This window comes from Streptomyces sp. NPDC097129, assembly GCF_055668065.1.
The window spans coordinates 657,431-679,735 of the sequence record NZ_JBVOQE010000002.1 but is presented as its reverse complement, the minus strand read 5'-3'; the positions used below and the strand labels follow the sequence as shown (position 1 = coordinate 679,735).

The window sequence follows — 22,305 nt, the reverse complement described above, 5'->3', positions numbered from 1 at the left end:
TACCAAGTGCGAGCTTGGAAAGTCCAACAACATGTCTAGACTGCGTCGCATGTCACCCCGCACTCGCCGTAGTTACGACCAGTACTGCTCCGCCGCCCGCGCCCTCGACCTCGTCGGCGACCGCTGGACCCTGCTGATCGTCCGGGAGCTGCTCGCCGGACCGCGCCGCTACACCGACCTGCACGCCGACCTGCCGGGCGTCAGCACGGACGTGCTCGCCTCACGGCTGAAGGACATGGAACAGGGCGGCCTCGCCACCCGGCGCCGGCTGCCCCCACCGGGAGCCGCTTTCGTCTACGAACTGACGCCCCGCGGACGGGAACTGCTGCCCGTCCTCCAGGCCCTCGGCGCCTGGGGCGAGGCCGAACTGGGGGAGCGGCGGCCCACCGACGCCGTCCGCGCGCACTGGTTCGCCCTGCCGCTGCTGCGCGCGATCGAGGGACAGGGGCTGGTCGAAGTGCGGCTGGAGGAGGGCGTGTTCCATCTGCACGCCGGAGCCGAGGAGGGCCCGCTCCTCGGCGACGGCGCCGCGCCCGGCGAGATCGACGCCCGGCTCGTCATGGACTCCGCGACCTGCGCGGAGATCTCCCGCGGCGAGATGGGCCTCACCGACGCGATCCGGCTCGGCCGCGTCGAGGTGTCCGGTGACGGCGCCCTCGCCAAGGAACTGCGCGAGGGGCCCGCCGCATGACACACGCGGCGGGCCCCTCGACGCTCCGTCAGGCGTTCGGCGGCACGTAGGACGGGCGTCCCCGCCCGCGCGTCAGCGCGTACCCGCCGATGCCCGCGAGCGCGGCCAGCACGCCGCCGATCGCGGTCCACACCCAGCGGTCGGACCACCAGCCGGACGACCAGCCGCCGTCCGGCTCGACGCTCGCCAGCACGGCCGCCTTCTTCGAGTCGGACGTCGGCTGGTCGTCCGGCCGCGCCGTGACCGCGACGCCCGGCACCAGCGGCTCGGCCAGCCGGCCGTCCACGGCCGCCGCGCCGCCGATGTCCTTGGACTCCACCCGCAGTTCGGCGTTCACGGGCCGGCCGAGGTCGGCCGTCTGCACGGCCACCGCCGTCAGCCGGACGTAGTACGTGCCGGGCAGCGGGTCGTTCGCCCACGGCTCCGACCAGGCGCGCACCGTGCGCAGCACACAGGTCAGCTCCAGCGAGGACGTCCCCGCGTCCGCCGTGCGGGTCTGCGCGCCGTACTGGCAGGCCTGACGGCGCCTGAGGCCGTCGTACACGTCGACCTGCCAGGTCTGCGTCGTGTGCGTCTGCGGCAGCTTCACCGTCGCCTTCACGGTGGGCCGCTGCTTGGCGTCCGCCGGGAACGACCAGTACAGGTAGTCACCCGTGGAGGCGCTCGCGGTGGCCGTCTGCCCCTGCTCCACCTCCGTCGCCGTACGGAACGACGTGCCCGCCGACGCGGGGGCGGAGGCGGCCCCGGACGGGCTCGCGGACGGGGAGGAGTCGGCCGCCGCGGGGGCGGCGGCGAGGCCGAGCGTCAGCAGGGCCGCACCCAACGCGTGCGTGATTCTCATCAGTTCGTCCTCCACACCGCGACACGCCAGCGCGACAGCCAGCCCCACACCACACCCGCGAGGAAGCCGATCAGCACCAGCAGGCCGAGCAGCCACCAGCCGCGGCCGAGACCGAAGGACGCCACGTCGTCGGCGTGCGACGGGCCGTTCACGACGTCCACGGTCAGCTCCAGCGGCATGCCGGGCGTGGTCTTCACACCGGGCGCGGCCGAGAAGGAGTTCGTCACCGCGAGGCACACCGTCTCCGCCGGCGCGTTCTCGTCATCACTGTCGGCCTTCGGATAGCGCAGACCCGTCGAGATCACGTCGGCACGGCCCGTTCCGGCCGCCTCACCGCGCACGATCTCCCGGCCGTGCACCGTGACCGCGCGCAGCAGCACCCCGTAGTCCGGGTGCAGTGAGCGGTCCGCGGCCAGGCTCACCGAGGCGCGCAGTTCCTGGCCGGGCTTCACGTCCACCCGGTACCAGCGCTGCTGCCCGAACTCCTCGCGGTCGGAGTACAGACCGGAGTTCAGCGCCGGCGCCTTCCCGCACGAGGACGCGCCGTCGGTGGCGACCGGCGTGACCACCGGGTCGGCCGCCCGGTCCACCAACTGGTTCACCTTGTCGGCGAGTTCGCCGGTGTGCTCCACCGACGTGTAGGTGCCGCCGGTGGCCTCGGCGATGCAGCTGAGCTGCCGGCGCATCTTCACGTTCGGCACCAGGCCGAGCGTGTCGATGGTCAGGCCGATGCCCTTGGCCGCTATCTCCCGGGCCACCTCGCACGGGTCGAGCGGGGCGCAGGTGTCCTCGCCGTCGCTGATCAGCACGATCCGCTTGGAGCCGGTGCCGCCGTCCAGGTCCCCGGCCGCCTTCAGCAGGGCCGGCCCGATCGGCGTCCAGCCGGTCGGGCTGAGCGTGGCCACCGCGGTCTTGGCCTCGGTGCGGTTCAGCGGGCCGACCTTGTACAGCTGCGCGGTGTCCTTGCAGCCGGTCTGCCGGTCGTCGCCCGGGTAGGTGGCGCCCAGCGTGCGGATGCCGAGCTGCACCTCCTCGGGCGTCGCGTCCAGCACCTCGTTGAACGCCTGCTTGGCCGCCGACATGCGCGACTGCCCGTCGATGTCCCGCGTCCGCATCGACCCGCTGACGTCGATCACGAGGTCGACCTTCGGCGCGCTTGCGGTGGTCTCGTCGGCGACCGCCCCGGCCGGGAACGCGAGCCCGGCCGCCAGCGCGGCGAGCAGGGCGCCGACGCCCGCCGCCAGCCGTTGTCTTCTGATCATCGGCGGATCTTATTGATCTCCGCGCCCCGGCTCCAAAACGGTCCGTCAGGCGAACGGCGAGGGGAGCCCCGTCCACTGGTCCCCGGGCACGTCCGGCGTCAGCCGCATCAGCGTCAACGCCTTGCTGGGCAGCGGCTCCTGACACAGCGCCACCAGGTCGGGCGTCGGGGGCAGATCCCGTACGGCCACCGCCAGCGCCCCCCGCAGCGCGGGGCCGTCGCCCGCGGTGGCGGCCAGCGCACCCGCCACCAGGGAGCCGAACAGCTTGCGCCGCAACGCCGTCACGTCGTCCGTGACGATCCGGCCCGCGAGGTCGCCGGGGACCGCGATACCGTGCCGGGCCAGCCGGGCCGGACTGACGCGGATGTCGGCCAGATCCCGGTAGACCAGCCGCCGCGGCTCGCCCGCCGGGCCCAGCACCACCAGCAGGTTCTGCCCGTGCGCCTCCAGCGCCGCGCCCAGCTCCAGCAGCCGCAGCCCCACGGTCAGGGCCAGCCGGGCGAGGTCCGCCAGCCAGACGGGGGAGTGCGGGCCTTCGAGAGCCGCCACCGGTACGACCTCCTCACCGGGCCCCGCGTACACCTCCGGCGCCTCGCGCAGCTGCGCCGCCAGGTCGGGGGAGTGGGCCGTCGCCGCGCCGAGCGTGCGCGTGACGTGCAGCAGGCCGTCGGTGTGCCCGGCGAGCCGCTCGCCGAACTCCGACAGCGAGGCCGCCATGCGCACCGAGCCGACCGAGATGTCCCGCACCGAGGACGTCAGCCGGGCGCTCAGCGCGGTCTTCACATGCGGGCCGCCGGGCAGCGCGAGGGTGCGCAGCGCCATCAGCGGATGCGCGGCGAGCGTGGCCCGGCCGGTCCGCTTCAGCACATGCGCCGCCTGCCACGGATGCACCGGCAGCAGCAGCCGCTCCCCGTCCCGCAGCCCCTGCGGCCACCCGTCGGCCACCAGGCAGTGCCGCGCCGGCACCGCCAGCAGCTCCAGCTCCACCACCGGCCGGTGCTCTGGCGCGTACGCCAGCTGCTCCGCCACCGAGAAACCGGGCCGCGAGCGGCAGCACGGATGGTAGGGGTGCCCGTCGACGACCCGCTGTTCCCACTCCCAGCCCAGTACGGGCCGCCCCTGCGCGAACCCCTCCTGCCCGGCGCGGGACAGCGCGAGCGAGGCGACGCTGTGCCCCAGCTCGGTCGCGAACCCCGCCGCGTGCGGCACCGCCAGGTCCGTCATCAGCCGCTCCGGCCGCTCGTACGTCACCCCGTCGAGGTGTACGGCGGTGACGCAGGCGTCGGTGGCGTACGGGTCCGGCGTCGGGCCGTGCAGCCGGCGGCCGTCCGCCAGGTGCAGGGTGAGGCCGTCGCCGCTCTCCTCGCGGCGCGTGATCCAGGGCAGCGGCTCATGACAGAGGCCGCGCCACAGGCGGGTCAGGACGGCGGCGCGCGCGCCGGGCAGCGCGGCCCGGTACGGGGTCACCAGGCCGGGGCGCTCGGCGGCGAGTTCTGCGGCGACCTCCGCCTCGGCGGTGGGGGGTCGGTGCACGGGCGGGCTCCTCGGGTACGCGGACGGCGTCACGCGGGGCGTGACGGCGGGGATACTGATCGTCTCCGACCGACAGGACCGTAAGGAACGAGTGGATCGCGTGGACCTCCTGCCTCCCACCATCGGCGATTTCCGGCCGCGTGACGACCTCGCGGCCCGGGCCGACGCCTATGCGGCGGCGCCCCTGCTGAACTGCCTGCTGCGCGAGGCCGCCGAACCGGTGGGCGCCGACGGGGCCTGGCGGGTGCACCGGCTGGCCGGCTCCGGCCGGCTGCTGCGGGTGCGCGGCACACGCCGGCCCGCCCGGCCCGAGGTGCACACGGACGGCGTCTGGCGGCCGCTGGACCACCGTGCCCTGGTCGCCCTCGTCGCGGACGAGCTGCACCGGCACACCGGGCTCGCCAACCCGGCCCTGCCCGCCGAGATGACCGACAGCCGGGACGTGGTCGAAGCCCTGCTGGCCGCGCGCGACGGCGCCCCCGCGCCCGCCGACGCGTACCTGCGCTCCGAGCAGTCCCTGATCACCGGTCACCCCCACCACCCCGCCCCCAAGGCGCGCGGCGGCGGCCCGCCGGCCGCCTGGCTGCCGTACGCCCCCGAGGCGCACGCCCGTTTCCCGCTGCACCTGCTCGGCGTGCGCGCGGACTCGGTCGTGCAGGAGGGCGACACCACCGCCCTCGACGCGCTCGGCGAGGCCCCGCCCGGCTACCGGCTGCTGCCCGCCCACCCCTGGCAGCTGCGGCTGGCCGCGCCCGCCCTCGCCGGCGCCTTCGCCGACGGCCGTCTGATCCGGCTGGGCACGACCGCGTCCCCGGTGTGGCCGACGGCCGCTATCCGCACCGTGTACGCGCCGGAGCGGGACCTCTTCCTGAAGTTCAGCCTCGATGTGCGGATCACCAACGACGTCCGCCGGCTGTGGGAGCACGACCTGCGCCGGCTGCGCCGTACGGACAAGGCCGTCACGCACGCGTTCGCGGCGCTCGGCGGCCCGGCGGCCTGGCTGAGCGACCGCGGCTACCGCACGGCCTGCTTCGCCTTCGAGGAGCTGGCCGTCGTCGTCCGTGACGGCCTGGGCGGGGCCGTCCTGCCCGCCGCGACGCCGCTGCTCGCGGCCGGCCTGGTGGAGGGGTTCGACGGCAGCCCGCTCGCCGCCGCGGCCGACCCGGCGGCCTGGTGGGAGGCGTACCTGCGCGCGGTCGTGCCGCCCGCCCTCGCCGCCTTCGCCGACCACGGCGTCGTCCTGGAGGCGCATCTGCAGAACACGCTGGTCGCGGTCGACGCCGGCGGAATGCCCGTGCAGGCCCTCTTCCGGGACGCCGAGGGCGTGAAGCTGCTGCCCGAGGTGTCACCGGAGGCCGGGTGGGAGCGGCTGGTGTACTGCCTGGTCGTCAACCACCTCACCGAGGTCGCCGCCGCGCTCGCCGAGCACCACCCCGGCCTGGACCCGTGGCCGGCGGCCCGCCGCGAACTGGCCCGCCACGGCCTGCCCGAGGTCACCGCGCTGCTCTCCGCACCGACCCTGCCCGGCAAGACCAACCTGCTGCTGCGCTGGAGCGCGGCGGACGGTGCGGCGGCCCGCTACCGGCCGCTGCCCAACCCGCTGGCCCGGACCTGACCTGCCGTAGGCTGGCCGGTGTGCTGCGCGATGTGACCGCTGTTCGCTATGTGACCCCGCTGAGGTCGGGCGGTTCGGTGCCCGCGATCGTCGAGGCGGACGACGACGGCACCTACGTCGTGAAGTTCACCGGCTCGGCGCAGGGGCGCAAGGCGCTGGTCGCCGAGGTGATCGTGGGGGAGCTGGCCCGGGCGCTGGGGCTGCGCTTCCCCGAGCTGGTGCTCGTGCACTTCGACCCGGCGATCGCCGCCGGCGAACCCCACCAGGAGGTGCGGGACCTGCACGACGCCAGCCGCGGGCTCAACCTCGGCATGGACCACCTGCCGGGCGCGGTCGACTTCACGCCCGACGTCGCGCGGTCCTTCCCCGTGGACCCGCTGGAGGCCGGCCGGATCGTCTGGCTCGACGCGCTCACCGCGAACGTCGACCGCACGGTCCACAGCTCCAACCTGATGGTGTGGCCCGTCCTCGGCGTCGCACCCCCGCGCCTGTGGCTCATCGACCACGGCGCCGCCCTCGTCTTCCACCACCGCTGGGACGGCGCCGACCCCGAGAAGGCCTACGACTTCCGCCACCACGCCCTCGGCCACTACGGCCCCGACGTGCGCGCCGCCGACGCCGAACTGGCGCCTCAGGTGACCGAGGAGCTGCTGCGCGCGATCGTTGCCGAGGTCCCCGACGCCTGGCTGACGGACTTCGCGAGCCCCCACGAGATGCGCGAGGCGTACGTCGCGTACCTGCACGCGCGCGTGCGGGCCTCGCAGGCGTGGCTGCCCACCGGCTTCCCCAGCCGGGAGGAACTGGCCGCGGACGAGGCCCGGCGGGCGGCGCGCACCCGGGCGGGCCGGCCGGACTGGCTCAAACAGGTCCCCGACCTGCACGGCAAACCCGCCGCGCAGCAGGACTGGTCGGCGCACCTGGGCTGAACGGACCGAGTGGCCCCGGGAGATCCCGGGGCCACTCGGATCGACGCGGCCGGGTCTCAGCCCTTGAGCTGCTCGTACGCCGGCAGGGTGAGGAAGTCGGCGTAGTCGGCGTCGAGGGAGACCTGGAGCAGGAGGTCGTGCGCCTGCTGCCAGTTGCCGGCGGCGAAGGCCTCGTCGCCGATCTCCTTGTGGATGTTCTCCAGTTCCTGCGCGGCGACCTGGCGGGCGAGGCCGGCGGTGACCTTCTCGCCGTTGTCCAGGACGACGCCGGCGTTGATCCACTGCCAGATCTGGGAGCGGGAGATCTCGGCGGTGGCCGCGTCCTCCATCAGGTTGAAGATCGCGACGGCGCCGAGGCCGCGCAGCCAGGCCTCGATGTAGCGGATGCCGACCTGGACGGCGTTGACCAGACCGTCGTAGGTGGGCTTGGCGTCCAGGGAGTCGATGGCGATCAGGTCGGCCGCCTCGACGTGGACGTCCTCGCGCAGGCGGTCCTTCTGGTTCGGCTTGTCGCCGAGGACCTTGTCGAAGGACTCCATGGCGATCGGCACCAGGTCGGGGTGGGCGACCCAGGAGCCGTCGAAGCCGTCGCCGGCCTCGCGGTCCTTGTCGGCGCGGACCTTCTCGAAGGCCACCTTGTTGACCTCGGCGTCCTTGCGGGACGGGATGAACGCCGCCATGCCGCCGATCGCGTGCGCGCCGCGCTTGTGGCAGGTGCGCACCAGCAGTTCGGTGTACGCGCGCATGAACGGGGCGGTCATCGTCACCGCGTTGCGGTCCGGCAGGACGAACTTCTCGCCACCGTCACGGAAGTTCTTGACGATGGAGAACAGGTAGTCCCAGCGGCCGGCGTTCAGCCCGGCGGCGTGGTCGCGCAGCTCGTAGAGGATCTCCTCCATCTCGTACGCCGCCGTGATCGTCTCGATCAGGACCGTGGCGCGGATGGTGCCCTGCGGGATGCCGAGGTAGTCCTGCGCGAAGACGAACACGTCGTTCCAGAGGCGGGCCTCCAGGTGCGACTCCGTCTTCGGCAGGTAGAAGTAGGGGCCCTTGCCGAGGTCGAGCAGGCGCTGGGCGTTGTGGAAGAAGTACAGGCCGAAGTCGACGAAGGCGCCCGGGACCGCGGTGCCGTCGGCGTCGACGAGGTGGCGCTCGCTCAGGTGCCAGCCGCGCGGCCGCATGACGACCGTGGCGAGCTGATCGTTGGGCTTCAGCGCGTACGACTTGCCCGACTTCGGGTCGGTGAAGTCGATGCTGCGGGTGTAGGCGTCGATCAGGTTGAGCTGGCCGAGGACGACGTTCTCCCAGGTGGGAGCGGAGGCGTCCTCGAAGTCCGCGAGCCAGACCTTCGCGCCCGAGTTCAGGGCGTTGATGGTCATCTTGCGGTCCGTGGGGCCGGTGATCTCGACACGGCGGTCCTGCAGCGCGGCCGGGGCCGGGGCGACCTTCCAGGAGTCGTCCGCGCGGATGGCGGCCGTCTCCGGCAGGAAGTCGAGCGTGGAGGTGCGGGCGATCTCGGCGCGGCGCTCGGCACGGCGGGCGAGGAGTTCCGCGCGGCGCGGCGTGAACCGCTGGTGCAGCTCGGCCACGAAGGCGAGCGCCGCGTCGGTGAGGACCTCTTCCTGCCGGGGCAGGGGCTCGGCGTCGACGATGGCCAGCGTGGACGGCGCTGGTGCGGACATGAGCGGTCACTTCCTTACGGGGGGCTGTTTCAGCGAACCACGTGCATCGCCACTCTGCCCTGGCACGCGGTGCCTACAGGCAGAAAGGGGGCGGTTCGCACCCGCTGTGCGGTCGGGTGCTTCTGAACAGTGGATAGTAGTTACCGCATGGTGGAAGTTCAATGGTTTGTTGATGTCGAGATTCTCTGAGTCGAGCAAAGGTGGCGCTCGGTGCCACCCCGTTCACTGAAGGTGGCCCAGGTCGGCCTCCGTGTCGATGTCGTACGGCCGCGCCACATCCCCGCACTCGATGAGCCGTATCTCACGCGCGTGCTCGCGCAGATAGACGCGTGCCCCGTGGTCGCCGGTGGCGGTCGCCGCGACGCCCGCCCAGTGGTCCGCGCCCAGCAGCACCGGATGCCCGCGCACGCCGTCGTAGGCGGCCGACGCGAGGGTGTGCTCGTCCTCGAAGGCCCCGAGCACCCGCGCGACGGCCTCCGTCCCGATCCCCGGCTGGTCGACCAGCGACACGAGGGCGGCCTGCGCCTCGCTCCCGGCCAGCGAACCGAGCCCGGCCCGCAGGGAGGACCCCATCCCCTGCTCCCACTCCGGGTTCTCCACGAGCACACACCCCTCGAGCCGCGCCTTCTCCCGTACGGCGTCGGCGGCGGCCCCCAGCACCACGTGCACGCGCGTGCAGCCGGCCGCCCGCAGCACCCCGGCGGCGTGCTCGACCAGCGGCCGCCCCCGGTGCTCCAGCAGCGCCTTGGGCCGGCCGCCGAGTCGCCGGCCGCCCCCGGCGGCGAGCAGCAGCCCGGCGACGGTGTGCCTGGGATTTCTGTTGGCTTGGGGGCGAGGTGTCGTCATACGCCCTGCATACCGCACCGCATGGGGCCACGGGTTCACTCAGCGCAGCAACTTGATGACGCAGCGGACTGGCGCAGCCGCGGCGAGGTGTCGTTTACTGTCTCCCCCGCCCCGGCTCACCGCACCGGCGCGGACCGGACGGCTCAGGGAGATCGCACGACGGAGTGCGAAGGGGAGGGCTGTGTTGCGGAGCGTTCAGCACAAGCCGGTCACCGGCGGCGAAGGGGACCTGCGCGCGAGCCGACTGCGCGCGGCGGCGTCCCGTCTGCACCGTGAACTGGCCGCGTACCCGGCCGAGTTGAGGGACCGGGACATAGCGGAGGAAGAGCTGGCCGCGCTGACGGCCATGGCCGCCCAGGGCACTCCCGAGCCGGCTCTGCTGCGCCGCTCCCTGCTGCTCATAGCGGGGGCGATCGGCTCGGTGAGCGCACTGTCGGGGGCGCTGAGGGAGGTCCGGGCGGCGGTGGAGCTCTTCAACGCGCCCGCCTGACCGGAGAACCGGGCAGACGACGAGGCGCTAACCGCCGACGTACGTCGCCAGGTGCTCACCGGTGAGTGTGGACCGCGCCGCGACGAGATCCGCCGGCGTCCCCTCGAAGACCACCCGCCCGCCGTCATGGCCCGCCCCCGGCCCCAGGTCGATGATCCAGTCCGCGTGGGCCATGACGGCCTGGTGGTGCTCCACCACGATCACCGACTTCCCGGAGTCGACCAGCCGGTCCAGCAGAGCCAGCAACTGCTCGACGTCGGCCAGGTGAAGCCCGGTCGTCGGCTCGTCGAGAACGTAGACGCCGCCCTTGTCGCCCATCTGCGTCGCCAGCTTCAGCCGCTGCCGCTCACCGCCCGACAGCGTGGTGAGCGGCTGGCCCAGGGTGAGGTAGCCGAGCCCGACGTCGGACAGGCGGTTCAGGATCTTGTGCGCGGCCGGCGTACGGGCCTCCCCGTCGCCGAAGAACTCCTCCGCCTCCGTCACCGGCATCGCCAGCACCTCGCTGATGTCGCGGCCGCCGAGCTTGTACTCCAGCACCGACGCCTCGAAGCGCTTGCCCTCGCACTCCTCGCAGGTCGTGGCCACCCCTGCCATCATCGCCAGGTCGGTGTAGACCACGCCGGCGCCGTTGCAGGTGGGGCAGGCGCCCTCGGAGTTCGCGCTGAACAGCGCCGGCTTGACGCCGTTGGCCTTGGCGAACGCCTTGCGGATCGGCTCCAGCAGGCCGGTGTACGTCGCCGGGTTGCTGCGCCGCGAGCCGCGGATCGGGGTCTGGTCGATGGAGACCACCGCGGCGTCGGCGGGCATCGACCCGTGCACGAGCGAGCTCTTGCCGGACCCGGCGACACCCGTGACGACGACCAGCACGCCGAGCGGGATGTCGACGTCCACGGACCGCAGGTTGTGCGTGGACGCGTCGCGGATCGCCAGCTTCCCGGTGGGCGTGCGGACCGTGTCCTTCACCCGGGCCCGGTCGTCGAGGTGGCGTCCGGTGAGGGTGCCGCTGCCCCGCAGCTGCGCCACGGTGCCCTCGAAGCAGACCGTGCCGCCCGCCGTGCCGGCGCCGGGGCCGAGGTCGACGACGTGGTCGGCGATGGCGATCAGCTCCGGCTTGTGCTCCACGACGAGCACCGTGTTGCCCTTGTCGCGCAGCTGGAGCAGCAGGTCGTTCACGCGCTGGATGTCGTGCGGGTGCAGGCCGATGCTGGGCTCGTCGAAGACGTACGTCACGTCGGTCAGGGAGGAGCCGAGGTGGCGGATCATCTTCACGCGCTGGGCCTCGCCGCCGGAGAGGGTGCCGGCCGGCCGGTCGAGCGAGAGGTAGCCGAGGCCGATCTCCACGAACGCGTCGAGGGTGTCGCGCAGCGAGGTGAGCAGCGGCGCGACCGAGGGCTCGTCCAGGCCGCGCACCCAGGCGGCCAGGTCGCTGATCTGCATCGCGCAGACGTCGGCGATGCTCAGGCCCTTGATCTTGGAGGAGCGGGCGCCCTCGTTGAGCCGGGTGCCCTCGCACTCGGGGCAGGTGGTGAAGGTGACGGCCCGCTCCACGAACTCCCGGATGTGCGGCTGCATCGCCTCCTTGTCCTTGGCGAGCATCGACTTCTGGATGCGCGGGACCAGACCCTCGTAGGTCATGTTGATGCCGGCGATCTTCATCCGGGTCGGCGCGCGGTACAGGAAGTCCTGGAGTTCCCGCTTGGTGAACTTCCGGATCGGCTTGTCGGCGTCGTAGAGGCCGGACTCGGTGTACAGGCGGTGGTTCCAGCCGCCGGTTTTGTAGCCGGGGACGCTCAGCGCGCCCTCGTTGAGGGACTTGCTGTCGTCGTAGAGCTGGGTGAGGTCGATGTCGGTGACCGAGCCGCGGCCCTCGCAGCGGGGGCACATACCGCCCGTGACGCTGAACTGGCGGCGCTCCTTCACGGTCTGCCCTCCGCGCTGCACGGTGACCGCGCCGGCGCCGCTGATCGAGGCGACGTTGAAGGAGAACGCCTTCGGGGAGCCGAGGTGGGGCTTGCCGAGGCGGCTGAAGAGGATGCGGAGCATCGCGTTGGCGTCGGTGGCGGTGCCGACGGTGGAGCGTGGGTCGGCGCCCATGCGCTGCTGGTCGACGGTGATCGCGGTGGTCAGGCCGTCCAGTACGTCGACGTCGGGGCGGGCGAGCGTCGGCATGAAGCCCTGGACGAAGGCGCTGTAGGTCTCGTTGATCATCCGCTGCGACTCGGCGGCGATCGTGTCGAACACCAGTGAGCTCTTGCCGGAGCCGGAGACGCCCGTGAAGACCGTCAGCCGGCGCTTGGGGAGCTCGACGCTGACGTCCTTGAGGTTGTTCTCGCGCGCCCCGTGCACGCGGATCAGGTCATGGCTGTCGGCGGCGTGGCCGGTCCCCGTGCCCTTGGTCATGGCGTCTCCATCCGTTCAGACCCTCGATCACGGACACCGCCCGCGCCGGCCGGCCCGGCCGGCGCCCCACGCATGCCCGTGCCACTCACGCTACGGGGAACCGGGGGGCGAGCGCTTCTCGAATCCTGACCTTCGCCTGCCGGCGGCGGACGGGATCTGCGGTACGGGCGAGGAACGCGTCCACTCGATGGGGGGTGTTCGTGGTGGGCGTCTGCCTGCGGGGTGCGCGCGTCAGCCTGTGGGGCGCGCGGCGGGCGTGCGTCAGCCTGTGGGGTGGGCTGGGGCGGCCCCCGGAGGGCGCAGGCATCGGCCCCTCGGAGCCGGGGCTCGTCCTGCACGACGGGGTGCGCTCGGGCCCGTCTGCCTGCGGGGTGTGCGGGGACTCCGGCGTGTCAGAAATTGGCGTCCCCCGCGTCGCGTCGACGGGGCCGTGGCGTCCTGCGCCTGCGTCCGTGGCCCGGCGAGCGTGCCTTCGCCGGTGGTCCTGGCTAAATGCCCCCCGTGCCTCGGCCGGTGGTCCTGGGACACGCCCCCCGCGGCCCCCGCCGATGGTCCTGGCGACATGCCCCCGCGCCCCCGCAGGTGGTCCTGGCGTACCACGGCCCCGCGCCCCCGCCGGTGGCCCTGGCGTCCGCGCCCCCGCAGGTGGCCCTGGTGTCGCCGTGGCCCTGGCGGCCCCGCCGGCCGGGCGCCGGGATGGCCGTGCCGGGTGCCGGTCTGCGCCGGGCTTCGCGCGTCCCGCCCCTGGCCTCCACGCCCCCTCGGGGTCCAGCGGCTCGTGTCCCTGTCGCCCTGTCGCCCTGGCCTCCGCGCCTTCGCCGGCCGGTGCCCGTCGCCCTGGCCTCCGCGCCTTCGCCGGCCGGTGCCCGTCGCCCTGCGCTCCGCGCCTTTGGCGGCCGGTGCCTGTCGCCCTGGCTCGGCGCCCGCGGCCGTCGCCCCGGCCGTCGCCCCGGCCGGCGCCCGCCGCCGGCGCCCCGGCCGCAGGCCAAGTCGCCGGTGCATCCCAGGCGCCGGCGGCGAGAGCCTGCCGCGAGCGCCGCGCCCCCGGCAGGGGTCAGCCGCCGTTGTTGCCCGAGCTGGTCAGGGCCTCGGAGAGTTCCTCCGCGACCTGCTGGAGGATGGGGACGATCTTGTCCGTGGCGGCTTCCGTGACGCGGCCAGCCGGGCCCGAGATGGAGATCGCGGCCGCCGTGGGGGAGTTCGGCACCGAGACCGCGAGGCAGCGGACGCCGATCTCCTGTTCGTTGTCGTCGATGGCGTAACCGAGCCGGCGGACCTCCTCCAGGGAGGCCAGGAAGTCGTCCGGCGTCCTGATCGTCTTGTCCGTGGCGGCCGGCATCCCCGTGCGGTACAGCAGCGCCCGCACCTCCTCCGGCGGGTAGTCGGCGAGGAGCGCCTTGCCCACGCCGGTGGAGTGCGGCAGCACCCGCCGGCCCACCTCGGTGAACATCCGCATCGAGTGCTTGGACGGCACCTGCGCCACGTACACGATCTCGTCGCCGTCGAGCAGAGCCATGTTGGCCGTCTCGCCGGTCTCCTCCACGAGGCGCGCGAGATACGGCCGCGCCCACGTGCCCAGCAGCCGGGCCGCGGACTCGCCGAGGCGGATCAGCCGCGGACCGAGGGCGTAGCGCCGGTTGGTCTGCTGGCGGACGTACCCGCACGCCACCAGGGTGCGCATGAGGCGGTGGATGGTCGGCAGCGGCAGTCCGCTGCTCGCGGACAGCTCACTCAGCCCTACCTCGCCACCGGCGTCCGCCATGCGCTCCAGCAGGTCGAAGGCGCGCTCCAGGGACTGGACACCCCCCGTGGCGGCGGGTTTGGCGGAGTCGGTGGTGCTGGCGCTGGACGTCGGCACGGCGCGTTCCTTTCGGGACTGACTGAAGAGGCAGCAGCCTACCCGGCAGTCGGTTGACTCCCCGCTTGTGCGTAGCTACGTTCTATCTGGTGGAATTCTAATTCCGCTTTGTGGAAACGTCCAGGGTGGGCGGTTCGGGTGCACTGTGGATGAGTGTGCCCTTGACGATGCGAAGGCGGGAGTGAAGACTCCCGAAGTAGCTTCAACAGTTCGTTGAATTTCCGCTGTGTGGAAGACGCGCGGAGGCCGCTGAAGCCTCCGAGGCGGGGCCACGGCGGCAGAGAGAGGGGTCCGGGTGTCCGACGCTGAACTGGTCCTGCGTTCGAGGCGCGTCATCACTCCCGAGGGGACGCGGCCCGCGTCCGTCGTGGTGGCCGACGGCAAGATCACCGCCGTACTCCCGCATGACGCGGAGGTACCCGCCACGGCCCGCCTGGAGGACCTCGGCGACGACGTCCTGCTGCCCGGCCTGGTCGACACGCACGTGCACGTCAACGATCCGGGCCGCTCCGAGTGGGAGGGCTTCTGGACCGCCACCCGCGCGGCCGCGGCCGGCGGCATCACCACCCTCATCGACATGCCGCTCAACTCCCTGCCGCCCACCACGACCGCCGACAACCTGCGGGTCAAGCAGGACGTGGCCCGCGAGAAGGCCCACATCGACGTCGGTTTCTGGGGCGGCGCCCTGCCGGACAACGTCAAGGACCTGCGCCCGCTGCACGACGCCGGCGTCTTCGGCTTCAAGTGCTTCCTGTCGCCGTCCGGCGTGGACGAGTTCCCGCACCTCGACCAGGACCAGCTCGCCCAGTCCATGGCCGAGATCGCCGGCTTCGACGGCCTGCTGATCGTGCACGCCGAGGACCCGCACCACCTCGACGCGGCCCCGCAGCACGGCGGCCCCAAGTACGCGGACTTCCTCGCCTCCCGCCCGCGCGACGCCGAGGACACCGCCATCGCGAACCTCATCGCGCAGGCCAAGCGCCTCAACGCGCGCGTGCACGTGCTGCACCTGTCCTCCAGCGACGCGCTGCCGCTGATCCGCGCCGCCAAGGCGGAGGGCGTGGCGATCACCGTCGAGACCTGCCCGCACTACCTGGCCCTCACCGCCGAGGAGGTCCCGGACGGCGCCAGCGAGTTCAAGTGCTGCCCGCCCATCCGCGAGGCCGCCAACCAGGACCTGCTGTGGGAGGCGCTCGCCGACGGCACCATCGACTGCGTCGTCACCGACCACTCGCCGTCCACCGCCGACCTCAAGACCGACGACTTCGCCACCGCCTGGGGCGGCATCTCCGGCCTGCAGGTCAGCCTGCCCGCCGTGTGGACCGCGGCCCGCGAGCGCGGTCACGGCCTGGAGGACGTCGTCCGCTGGATGTCGGAGCGCACGGCCGCCCTGGCCGGCCTCGGCTCCAAGGGCGCCATCGAGGCCGGCCGCGACGCCGACTTCGCCGTCCTCGCCCCCGACGAGACCTTCACCGTCGACCCGGCCGCCCTCCAGCACCGCAACCGCGTCACGGCCTACGCCGGCAAGACGCTCTACGGCGTGGTCAAGTCGACCTGGCTGCGCGGCGAGCGGATCGTCGCGGGCGGCGAGTTCACCGAGCCCAAGGGCCGTCTGCTCAACCGGGCCGGCTGACCGAAGGGGCGCCATCGGCCACTCCCACCCCCGTAGACCTGAGAACCGAAAGGCAGGACCTGATCACCGTGACGGCGATACCCAGCTTCACCGGCGACGCGAACCCCTACTCCGGCGGCGACCCGTACGCGGACTACCGCACCGCCGACTTCCCCTTCACCCACCACGCCAACCTCGCCGACCGGCAGCTCGGCGCCGGTGTCATCGCCGCCAACGACGAGTTCTTCGCCCAGCGCGAGAACCTGCTGGTCCCCGAGGCCGCCGAGTTCGACCCCGAGCACTTCGGGCACAAGGGCAAGATCATGGACGGCTGGGAGACCCGCCGCCGGCGCGGCGCCTCCGCCGGGCACCCGTGGCCGACCGCGGACGACCACGACTGGGCGCTGATCCGCCTCGGCGCCCCCGGCGTCGTCCGCGGCGTCGTCGTCGACACCGCCCACTTCCGCGGCAACTACCCGCAGGCCGTCTCCCTCGATGCCACGTCCGTGCCGGGCTCCCCGTCGCCCGAGGAACTGCTCGCCGACGACGTGAAGTGGACGACGCTCGTCCCGCGCACCGCGGTCGGCGGCCACGCGGCCAACGGCTTCGCGGTCGACGTCGAGCAGCGCTTCACGCACCTGCGCCTCAAGCAGCACCCCGACGGCGGCGTCGCGCGCCTGCGCGTGTACGGCGAGGTCGTACCCGACCCGAAGTGGCTCGAGGTGCTCGGCACCTTCGACGTGGTCGCCCTGGAGAACGGCGGCCGGGTCGAGGACGCCTCCAACCTCTTCTACTCGCCCGCCACCAACACCATCCAGCCGGGCCGCTCCCGCAAGATGGACGACGGCTGGGAGACCCGCCGCCGGCGCGACCAGGGCAACGACTGGATCCGCTACCAGCTGGTCGCCCAGTCCCAGATCCGCGCCATCGAGATCGACACCGCCTACCTCAAGGGCAACAGCGCCGGCTGGGCGTCGGTGTCCGTCAAGGACGGTGAGGACGGCGAGTGGGTCGAGGTCCTGCCGCGCACCCGCATGCAGCCCGACACCAACCACCGCTTCGTCCTGCCGGCCCCCGCCGTCGGCACGCACGCGCGCGTGGACATCTTCCCCGACGGCGGCATCTCCCGCCTGCGCCTGTTCGGCTCCCTGACGGAGGCCGGCTCGACGCGCCTGGCGGCCCGCCACCAGGAACTGGGCGGCTGACGCAGCGCCCGCCGAAAGACCCGTGGGGCGCACCGGCCTGACAGCACCGGTGCGCCCCACGCGCGCGTACCCGTCCGGCGGCGGGTGTCCGGTCAGGCCGCGTGGCCGCCGTCCACCGAGAACTCCGCGCCCGTGACGTACGCGGCGCCCGCCAGGTGTGCCACGGTGGCGGCCACCTCCTGCGGCCGGCCGAACCGGCCCAGGGCCGTCATCTCGGCCTGGCCAGCCGCGTACGGGCCGTCGGCGGGGTTCATGTCGGTGTCGATCGGGCCGGGGTGCACGATGTTCGCCGTGATCCCGCGCGGCCCCAGCTCCCGCGCCAGGGCCTTCGTCAGCCCGACCAGCGCCGCCTTGCTCATGGCGTACAGCGTGCCGCCGGGCCCCGGCACCCGCTGGACCATGCACGTGCCGATGGTGATGATCCGCCCGCCGTCGGTCATCCGCGCGGCCGCCGCCTGCGAGGCGAGGAACACCGCCCGCACGTTCACCGCGAGCACCCGGTCCACCTCCGTGACCGGCAGGCTCTCCAGAGGGCCGAGCACCCCCACCCCCGCGTTGTTCACCAGCACGTCGAGACCGCCCAGCGCGTCGGCGGCCCGTTCCACGGCGCCCGCCGCCTCGGCCGCGTCCGCCGCGTCCGCCCGCAGCGCCACCGCGCGCCGGCCGAGCGCCTCGACGGCCCGCACGACGTCCTCGGCCGCCTCCTTTCCCTGTACGTAGGTCAGCGCCACGTCCGCGCCGTCGCGCGCCAGCCGCAGTGCCGTCGCGGCCCCGATGCCCCGGCTGCCGCCGGTGACAAGAGCCGTCCTGCCGTGAAGAGCCGTGTTCTCCGTCATGCCTTCATCCCACCGCGCCCGCGCCCGCAGGACCGGCGGGCAACGGACATCGAGCTGCGGGGCCCGCCGCGCGCGGCCTAAGGCGACCCTAAGGAGACCCGAAGGCTTTCCGAAGGCATATGTCGCACAGTGGGGACGGTGCTGGAGACGCGCTCGAACGGGCCTGAAGGAGCGGACATGGACGACGAAGACGACCGGCTGCGGCTGGTGATCCTCGTTGGCGCGGCCCGGGAGGGCCGGTTCGGTCTCGCGGCCGCCGAATGGCTCGCCGCCCGCGCCCGGTCGCGCAGCGACTTCGAGGTGGACGTCATCGACCTGGCCACCGCCTGGCTCCCGGACCTGATGACCGCCGACCCCGCGGTGCCGCGGCCGTCCGCGGTGCGGGACCTGTCCCCGTGGCTCGCCGCCGCCGACGCCTTCGCCGTGGTGACGCAGGAGTACCGCTTCGGCTATCCGGCGTCACTGAAGAACGCCATCGACTGGTACGACAGCGAGTGGCACGCCAAACCCGTCGGGTTCCTCTGTTACGGCGGCCCGTCCGGCGGGCTGTGCGCCGTCGGCCAACTGCGCCAGGTCTTCGCCGAGTCCCACGCGATGACGATCCCCGAGACCGTCAGCTTCCACAACTACCAGGAGCGGTGGGGGTCCGAGGGCCAGTTCCTCGACACCGAGGACTGCCGCCAGGACGCCGTCGCCATGCTCGACCGGCTCGACTGGTGGGCCCGGGCCCTGCGCTGGGCCCGGGCCCACGAGCCGTACGCATACCCCTACCCCGCCCGCGCGGAGGAGTGACGTACATGGACATCACGTGGTTCCGCCGGTTCGGCGAGCCGCAGCCGGCGCAGTGCCGGCTGATCTGCTTCCCGCACGCGGGAGGCTCGGCCGGCGTCTACGCGCCGCTGGCACGCAAGCTGGCCGGCCGCCTCGACGTCCTGGCCGTGCAGTACCCCGCCCGCCAGGACCGGCGCGGCGAGCCGCCGGCGGGCTCCCTCCTCGACCTCGCCGCGGCGATAGCCGACCGGCTCACCGCGGACCCGCACCGGCCGTACGCGTTCTTCGGCCACAGCATGGGCGCGCTCGTCGCCTACGAGACGGCCCGGATCCTGCAGGCCAGGTCCGCGCCGGCGCCGGTGCGCCTCTTCCTGTCCGGGCGCGGCGCGCCCGGCCCGACACCGAACCGGCACGACCGGCTCCCGGACGACGCGGCCATCCTCACCGCCGTCCGCAACCTCGGGGGCACCGACGCCTCCGTCCTGGACGATCCGGAACTGGTCGACATGGTGCTGCCGGCGCTGCGCGCCGACTACGGGGCCCTCGCCTCGTACCGCTGGCAGGCCGGTCCCACGTTGAACACCCCCCTCACCGTGCTCGTCGGGGACGCCGACCCGGTCGTACCGGTCGCGTCCGTGGACGGCTGGGCACGGCAGACGCGGCAGGACAACGAGGTCCTGGTCTTCGCGGGGGGCCACTTCTATCTGAGTGACCGGCTGGACGAGGTGACCACCGTCATTGCCGGCCGATTGCGGACACGGACTGGGGGAAGCAGTGGAATTCCGGGTACTGGGCCCATTGGAGGCATCCGAGGGGGAGCGCAAACTCGCGCTGGGGGGACACAAGCAGCGGGCGGTGCTGGGACTGCTCCTGCTGCGCGCGAACCGGGTGGTGGCGACCAGCGAACTGCTGGGCGCGCTGTGGCCTGACGAGAACCGGCCCGCCACCGCCCGCAAGATCGTGCAGAACGCGGTGTGGGGACTGCGCGCCCTGTTCTCCGAGGAGAGCGTCCCGGCGCACGCCCCGCGCCCCGAACTCGTCACCCAGGCGCCGGGATACATCCTGCGCGTCGATCCCGACACCGTCGACCTGCACCGCTTCAACCGCCGGGTCGCCGAGGGCCGCGCCCGCCTGTCCGCCGGGCGGCCCGCGGAAGCCGCGCAGCTGCTCGGCGCGGGACTGGAGGAGTGGCACGGGCCGGCCCTGGCGGACCTCGCCGAGGCCGGCACCGACTGGCCCGAGCTGACCGCGCTGAGCCAGCTGCGGCTGGACGTCATGGAGGACCGCTTCGAGGCCGAACTGCGCAGCGGTCACCACCACTCCGTCCTCGGCGAACTCGTCTCCCTCGCCGAGGAGGAGCCGTTGCGTGAACGGCTGTGCGGCCAGCTCATGCTCGCGCTGTACCGCTGCGGGCGGCAGGCCGAGGCGCTGGACGTCTTCAGCCGGGTACGCCGCTCCCTCGTCGACGAGCACGGCCTGGAGCCCTCGCGCGAACTCCAGTCGCTCCAGCAGAACATCCTCACGCACGACCCGGCGCTGGCCGCACCCGCCACCGTCGTCCCCGTGCTGCCCGCCGTGCACACCCGGCCGGAGCCGCCCGAGCGGCGGCCCGGCCTGCCGGAGCGGACCGCGCCCCGCGCCGCCGCGCCGTCCGCCCTGCACACCGAACGCCGCTCGGTGGCCGTGCTGCTGGTCGGCGTGCGGACCGCGGAGGACTCCGCCGCCGAGACCCGCTCCTCGCGTGCGCTGTACGACGCGGTCACGGCCGTGGCCGACTGCGTGGAGGAGTTCGGCGGCACCGTCGCCGGCTCGCTGGGCGGCGTCTCGGTCGCGGTGTTCGGGCTGGACGGCGACCGGGCCGATGCCTCGCTCCACGCCGTGCGCGCCGCCGTCGCCCTGCGCGCCCGCCTCAGCCAGGTGCCGGGGCCGACCTGGCACGCGACGGTGTCCGCGGGCGAGGCCCTGGTGCGCCACAACCCCTACGACGCGTCCGTACCCGTGCGGGTGGTGGGGCGCCTGGTCGACGAGGCGCGCAGCCTGCTCACCGGCGTGCCGTCCGGGGAGATCCAGCTGACCGGCGAGGCGGTGCGGGACACCGCCGCGCTGGTACGGCACCTGCCGACGGAGCGTTCCGGGGTGTGGGCGGTGGCCGGGCTCCGCATGGCCGGGGAGGCCGCCGCGCTGCCCGACCCGTCCGGTGGGTTCGAGGCCGAACTCGCCCTCGTCACCGGCCTGCTGGCGCGCTCGCGCCGGCTCGACGCCCCGCACCTGGTGACCCTGCTGGGCGCGCGGGGCGTGGGCAGGACCCGGTTCCTCGCCGACTTCGTCCGGCACATCCAGGGCGAGGCGGTGCGGGTGGTGCGGGTGCGCGGCGCCGACGTGGCCGGCTGGACCGTGTGCGACGTGCTGCGGGCCTGCTGCGGCCTGGCGGTGTCCGACACGGCCGACAGCAGACTGACCGACGTCGTACGCCGGGTGGCGGGGCGCGGTGAGACGGCGGAGCGGCTGCTGCACCGGCTCGGTCCCGGGCGGCCGCACCCGGCCGGGGACCAGGGGGGCGAGGCGTTCGACGCCTGGTGCGAACTGCTGGTGCTGCTGGCCCGGGAGCAACCGCTGGTGCTGTGCGTGGACGACGCGCACCTCGCGGAGGACGCGGTGCTGGACCTGGTGGAACGGCTCGCGTCGGTGCCGCACGAGGTCCCGCTGTTCATCGTCGCCGCCGCCCTGGGGACGGAACTGCTCGACCGGCGCCCCCGGTGGGGCACCGGCCTGCGGCACAGCGTCACGCTCACCCTGGAACGCCTGCCCGGCGCCACGACCGAACCGACCGTCGACACGGGCTGGCTGGGCACCCCCGCCCAACAGCAACCGTCGCCGGGCCCCTGGACGGACACCCGCCGCTGAAACGCTGAGCACGACCACCACGCGCCACGGACCGAGGGCGGACGCCGGGCTTGGCCAGGCGGGGGGCCTGCGGGGCGGGCGGGGCCTGCCGGGGCGTGTGCGGAGGGGGCTGGACTGGGGCCCGGGTGCAGCGGGTCGTGTGCGGGGTTGCTGGAGCGGGGCCGGGGTGTGCCGGGCCGACCCAGGGTGCCGGTCGAGCCCGGCGGCCGTCGGGTCGAGTGCGCTGCCTGCCGGACTGCGCCCGGGCGTTCCGGCCTGTTCTGGTGGGTGTGCGGTGCCTGCCGAGCCGAACCGAGGCCGCCTCGGGTCTCCTTGGCCCGAACCCGGTGAGTGGCGGGGTGGGGCGTCTGCCGAACCCGTGGCGGTGGACGCGTCGTTGGGGGTGGTGAGGGAGGGACAGACGGACCGGGGCCCGCGGCTTGCCCGGATGGCGCGGTGGCTACGGGGCTGAGCCGGACCGCCTTGGGCTTTCCCGGCCCGGTCCCGATGGTCCGCGGCGTCTGCCGAGCGTCGTCGCGATGACGCGCTGTGGTGGTGCCGGGTGGCTTTCGGCGGGCCAGGGGCAGGGGTTTTGCCGGACCGGGGGAATGGCTGCCGTCCCCAGGCCCGGGCCCGGTTCCCTCGGCCCGGGGCCCGGTTCCGTCAGGCCGGCCCGGGGCCTCATGGACTCGGCCCGGTGCGTTGCTGCCGGGTCTCGTGGACCCGGCCTGGCGCGGTGCTTCCGGGTGTCATGGACTCGGCCCGGCGCGGTGCTGCCGGGTCTCGTGGACTCGGCCCGGCGCGGCGTTGCCCGGTCTCATGGACCCGGCTCGGCGCGGTGCTGCCGGGTTCGT

At 73.7% G+C, this 22,305-nt stretch carries 17 protein-coding genes; 9 read left to right on the top strand and 8 right to left on the bottom strand.

The window, feature by feature from the left end; genetic code table 11:
* The first annotated feature begins 49 nt into the window (after window positions 1–49).
* A complete protein-coding gene (locus tag AC0B9F_RS08780; RefSeq protein ID WP_472000080.1) occupies window positions 50–691 on the top strand; it encodes a winged helix-turn-helix transcriptional regulator in 642 nt (213 codons plus the stop codon).
* A 28-nt stretch (window positions 692–719) separates the two neighbouring features.
* On the opposite strand, the gene AC0B9F_RS08775 is transcribed toward AC0B9F_RS08780, so the two are convergent.
* The 3 genes from AC0B9F_RS08775 to AC0B9F_RS08765 are packed head-to-tail and all read right to left on the bottom strand — an operon-like array spanning window position 720 to window position 4,327.
* On the bottom strand, window positions 720–1,532 hold the full coding sequence (locus AC0B9F_RS08775) for a hypothetical protein (protein WP_472000078.1): 813 nt from the start codon (window positions 1,530–1,532) through the stop codon (window positions 720–722).
* Window positions 1,532–2,794 (bottom strand): VWA domain-containing protein, encoded by a 1,263-nt coding sequence (locus AC0B9F_RS08770; RefSeq protein WP_472000075.1) that lies wholly within the window; start codon window positions 2,792–2,794, stop codon window positions 1,532–1,534. Before AC0B9F_RS08770 ends, AC0B9F_RS08775 begins: the two co-directional genes overlap by 1 nt.
* Before the next feature lie 45 nt (window positions 2,795–2,839).
* Window positions 2,840–4,327, bottom strand: coding sequence for an IucA/IucC family protein (locus tag AC0B9F_RS08765; protein ID WP_472000073.1), 1,488 nt, complete (start codon window positions 4,325–4,327; stop codon window positions 2,840–2,842).
* A 91-nt stretch (window positions 4,328–4,418) separates the two neighbouring features.
* Between AC0B9F_RS08765 and AC0B9F_RS08760 the strand changes: the two genes are divergently transcribed.
* The gene (locus AC0B9F_RS08760) at window positions 4,419–5,942 is read left to right on the top strand and encodes an IucA/IucC family protein (RefSeq protein WP_472000071.1); all 1,524 of its coding nucleotides are present in this window, start codon (window positions 4,419–4,421) and stop codon (window positions 5,940–5,942) included.
* Window positions 5,943–5,962: 20 nt separating this feature from the next.
* Window positions 5,963–6,868 carry a HipA family kinase gene (locus tag AC0B9F_RS08755; protein WP_472000069.1) on the top strand — a complete coding sequence of 302 codons (906 nt, stop codon included), beginning with the start codon at window positions 5,963–5,965 and terminating at the stop codon, window positions 6,866–6,868.
* 56 nt (window positions 6,869–6,924) lie between these two features.
* On the opposite strand, the gene aceB is transcribed toward AC0B9F_RS08755, so the two are convergent.
* Together aceB and AC0B9F_RS08745 are read right to left on the bottom strand one after the other, a co-directional pair.
* Complete coding sequence (gene aceB / locus AC0B9F_RS08750; protein WP_472000066.1) at window positions 6,925–8,550, bottom strand: malate synthase A; 1,626 nt, start codon at window positions 8,548–8,550, stop codon at window positions 6,925–6,927.
* A gap of 222 nt (window positions 8,551–8,772) precedes the next feature.
* The gene (locus AC0B9F_RS08745) at window positions 8,773–9,396 is read right to left on the bottom strand and encodes a nucleotidyltransferase family protein (protein WP_472000064.1); all 624 of its coding nucleotides are present in this window, start codon (window positions 9,394–9,396) and stop codon (window positions 8,773–8,775) included.
* Between the two features lie 181 nt (window positions 9,397–9,577).
* On the opposite strand from AC0B9F_RS08745, the gene AC0B9F_RS08740 reads away from it, so the two are divergent.
* Window positions 9,578–9,886: a DUF5955 family protein gene (locus AC0B9F_RS08740; RefSeq protein ID WP_472000062.1), complete on the top strand. Its 309-nt coding sequence runs from the start codon at window positions 9,578–9,580 to the stop codon at window positions 9,884–9,886.
* A 27-nt stretch (window positions 9,887–9,913) separates the two neighbouring features.
* Here the strand turns inward: AC0B9F_RS08740 and AC0B9F_RS08735 are convergent, their stop codons facing one another.
* Window positions 9,914–12,286 carry an ATP-binding cassette domain-containing protein gene (locus AC0B9F_RS08735; protein ID WP_472000060.1) on the bottom strand — a complete coding sequence of 791 codons (2,373 nt, stop codon included), beginning with the start codon at window positions 12,284–12,286 and terminating at the stop codon, window positions 9,914–9,916.
* 1,054 nt (window positions 12,287–13,340) lie between these two features.
* Window positions 13,341–14,144 (bottom strand): IclR family transcriptional regulator, encoded by an 804-nt coding sequence (locus AC0B9F_RS08730; protein WP_472000057.1) that lies wholly within the window; start codon window positions 14,142–14,144, stop codon window positions 13,341–13,343.
* Window positions 14,145–14,439: 295 nt separating this feature from the next.
* On the opposite strand from AC0B9F_RS08730, the gene allB reads away from it, so the two are divergent.
* Together allB and alc are read left to right on the top strand one after the other, a co-directional pair.
* Entirely contained in the window at window positions 14,440–15,777 is a 1,338-nt protein-coding gene (allB, locus tag AC0B9F_RS08725) for an allantoinase AllB (RefSeq protein WP_472000056.1), read from the top strand.
* Between the two features lie 68 nt (window positions 15,778–15,845).
* Window positions 15,846–16,961 carry an allantoicase gene (gene alc, locus AC0B9F_RS08720; RefSeq protein WP_472000054.1) on the top strand — a complete coding sequence of 372 codons (1,116 nt, stop codon included), beginning with the start codon at window positions 15,846–15,848 and terminating at the stop codon, window positions 16,959–16,961.
* 92 nt (window positions 16,962–17,053) lie between these two features.
* Here alc and AC0B9F_RS08715 read toward each other — a convergent pair whose 3' ends face one another.
* Window positions 17,054–17,797, bottom strand: a complete 744-nt coding sequence (locus AC0B9F_RS08715; RefSeq protein ID WP_472000052.1) for an SDR family oxidoreductase — start codon at window positions 17,795–17,797, stop codon at window positions 17,054–17,056.
* Between the two features lie 177 nt (window positions 17,798–17,974).
* Here AC0B9F_RS08715 and AC0B9F_RS08710 point away from each other — a divergent pair, with 177 nt between their 5' ends.
* From AC0B9F_RS08710 to AC0B9F_RS08700, 3 genes are read left to right on the top strand one after another with little or no spacing between them, the layout of a single operon-like run.
* On the top strand, window positions 17,975–18,589 hold the full coding sequence (locus AC0B9F_RS08710; protein ID WP_472000050.1) for an NADPH-dependent FMN reductase: 615 nt from the start codon (window positions 17,975–17,977) through the stop codon (window positions 18,587–18,589).
* Window positions 18,590–18,594: 5 nt separating this feature from the next.
* Window positions 18,595–19,497, top strand: coding sequence for a thioesterase II family protein (locus AC0B9F_RS08705; protein ID WP_472000048.1), 903 nt, complete (start codon window positions 18,595–18,597; stop codon window positions 19,495–19,497).
* A complete protein-coding gene (locus AC0B9F_RS08700; protein WP_472000046.1) occupies window positions 19,424–21,472 on the top strand; it encodes a BTAD domain-containing putative transcriptional regulator in 2,049 nt (682 codons plus the stop codon). The genes AC0B9F_RS08705 and AC0B9F_RS08700 overlap by 74 nt, the downstream gene beginning before the upstream one ends.
* Window positions 21,473–22,305 lie beyond the last annotated feature (833 nt).

Excerpts from the sequence above, each read along its gene's own strand:
- AC0B9F_RS08780 (WP_472000080.1), top strand. The coding sequence starts at position 50 with ATGTCACCCCGCACTCGCCGTAGTTACGACCAGTACTGCTCCGCCGCC.
- AC0B9F_RS08775 (WP_472000078.1), bottom strand. The coding sequence starts at position 1,532 with ATGAGAATCACGCACGCGTTGGGTGCGGCCCTGCTGACGCTCGGCCTC.
- AC0B9F_RS08770 (WP_472000075.1), bottom strand. The coding sequence starts at position 2,794 with ATGATCAGAAGACAACGGCTGGCGGCGGGCGTCGGCGCCCTGCTCGCC.
- aceB (WP_472000066.1), bottom strand. The coding sequence starts at position 8,550 with ATGTCCGCACCAGCGCCGTCCACGCTGGCCATCGTCGACGCCGAGCCC.
- AC0B9F_RS08745 (WP_472000064.1), bottom strand. The coding sequence starts at position 9,396 with ATGACGACACCTCGCCCCCAAGCCAACAGAAATCCCAGGCACACCGTC.
- AC0B9F_RS08735 (WP_472000060.1), bottom strand. The coding sequence starts at position 12,286 with ATGACCAAGGGCACGGGGACCGGCCACGCCGCCGACAGCCATGACCTG.
- AC0B9F_RS08715 (WP_472000052.1), bottom strand. The coding sequence starts at position 17,797 with ATGACGGAGAACACGGCTCTTCACGGCAGGACGGCTCTTGTCACCGGC.
- AC0B9F_RS08710 (WP_472000050.1), top strand. The coding sequence starts at position 17,975 with ATGGACGACGAAGACGACCGGCTGCGGCTGGTGATCCTCGTTGGCGCG.
- AC0B9F_RS08705 (WP_472000048.1), top strand. The coding sequence starts at position 18,595 with ATGGACATCACGTGGTTCCGCCGGTTCGGCGAGCCGCAGCCGGCGCAG.